The sequence below is a fragment of the Methylobacterium sp. B1 genome (assembly GCF_000333255.1).
GTDB classification, from domain to species: Bacteria; Pseudomonadota; Alphaproteobacteria; order Rhizobiales; family Beijerinckiaceae; genus Methylobacterium; species Methylobacterium fujisawaense.
Window position 1 is genome coordinate 1 of the sequence record NZ_BACT01000671.1, and the last position, 1935, is coordinate 1935.

Here is a 1935-nt window from a genome sequence, read left to right on the forward strand (position 1 = left end):
CGAGATGCACGAATCGGGCGCCACCGAGGAACATGCCAAGCGCTGGCGCGCCATCAAGGACGAGATCCACGCCGAGGTCTGCGCCAAGGGCTTCGACCCCGCGCTCAACAGCTTCGTCCAGTCCTATGGCTCGAAGGCGCTGGACGCGAGCCTGCTGCTCATCGCCCATACCGGCTTCCTGCCGCAGGACGACCCCCGGGTGATCGGCACCGTCGAGGCGATCGGCAAGGGGCTGATGCGGGACGGGTTCATCCTCCGCTACGAGACCGAGGGCCAGACGACCGACGGCCTGACGGGCAGCGAGGGGGCTTTCCTGCCCTGCACCTTCTGGTACGCCGACAACCTCATCGGCCTGGGGCGCCGCGACGAAGCGGGGGTGCTGATCGAGCGCCTGATCGGCATCTGCACCGATCTCGGCCTGGTCAGCGAGGAATACGACGTGCAAGCCAAGCGTCTTGTGGGTAACTTCCCTCAGGCGTTCACGCACGTCGCGCTCGTCAACACGCTGCTCAGCTATACGCGCGGCGAAGGGCCGGCGGATCGGCAGGGTGGTAAGGCCAACGGAGCCCCTCCCGCCGTCCTACGGCAGCGCGAAGCCGCGAAACGGACCGCGCGAGGCGAACTGGAAGACGCGACATCATGAGCGGTGCTGACACTCCCGCCAAGGCGGACCTCGCTGAGATCGATACGCTCAGCATCAACACGATCCGGACGCTCGCGATCGACGCGGTGCAGAAGGCCAATTCCGGCCATGCCGGCGCGCCCATGGCGCTGGCGCCGGTCGCCTACACCCTGTGGAACCGCTACCTGCGCTACGACCCGGCCCATCCGCACTGGCCGAACCGCGACCGCTTCGTGCTGTCCTGCGGCCACGCCTCGATGCTGCTCTACGGGCTGCTGCATCTCGCGGGCGTCGCGCAGAGCGACGGCGGCAACGCGCCGGCGGTGTCGCTGGACGACATCAAGAAGTTCCGCCAGCTGGACAGCCGGACCCCGGGCCATCCCGAGTACCACTTCACCACCGGCGTCGAGACCACCACCGGCCCGCTCGGCCAGGGTGTGGCCAACTCGGTCGGCATGGCCATGGGCAGCCGCTTCCTCGGCCAGCACCTGAACAGGCCGAACCTGCCGCTCTTCGACTACAACGTCTACGCGATGTGCTCGGACGGCGACCTGATGGAGGGCGTGGCCTCGGAGGCTGCGTCCCTCGCCGGCCACCTCCGGCTCGCGAACCTCTGCTGGATCTACGACGACAACACCATCACCATCGAGGGCCACACCGAGCTGGCCTTCGGCGAGGAGGTGGCCACCCGGTTCCTCGCCTATGGCTGGCAGGTTCTGCGCGTTGCGGACGCCAACGACGTGCACGCGCTCGCCGGCTCGATCGAGACCTTCCTCGCCACCAACGACCGGCCGACCCTGATCATCGTCAAGTCGGTGATCGGCTACGGGGCGCCGAAGAAGCAGGGCACGTCCAAGGCCCACTCGGACGCGCTGGGCGAAGACGAGGTCAAGGGGGCCAAGCGCGCCTACGGCTGGCCGGAGGACGCGCAGTTCCTCGTCCCGGACGGCGTCCGCGAGAATTTCCGCGATGGGATCGGCAAGCGCGGCGCCGGCCTCTACGACGCGTGGCAGGGCCTGCTGAGCCAGGCCAAGGCGGCGGATGCCGCCCACGCCGAGGACCTGAACGCCTTCCTGGAAGGCCGGCTGCCGCACGGCTGGGACAAGGACATTCCGGTCTTCGAGGCCGACGCCAAGGGCCTCGCCACCCGGGAATCCTCCGGCAAGGTGCTGAACGCCATCGCCCAGCACGTGCCGTTCCTGCTCGGCGGCTCGGCGGATCTGGCGCCGTCCAACAAGTCGAACCTGACCTTCGAGGGCGCGGGCTCGTTCGGCCCGTTCTCGCCGGGCGGCCGCAACCTGCATTTCGGCTCC

1 protein-coding gene and 1 pseudogene are annotated in these 1935 nt (G+C 68.7%); both read left to right on the forward strand.

Annotation, left to right across the window (positions count from 1 at the left end; all coding sequences use genetic code 11):
* Window positions 1-643, forward strand: a 643-nt coding sequence (locus I53_RS19895) for a glycoside hydrolase family 15 protein (protein ID WP_043353895.1), incomplete at its 5' end; no start/stop codon positions are given.
* A pseudogene (locus tag I53_RS19900) lies at window positions 640-1935 on the forward strand (transketolase); the annotation flags it as partial. The gene I53_RS19895 and the pseudogene I53_RS19900, both read left to right, overlap by 4 nt.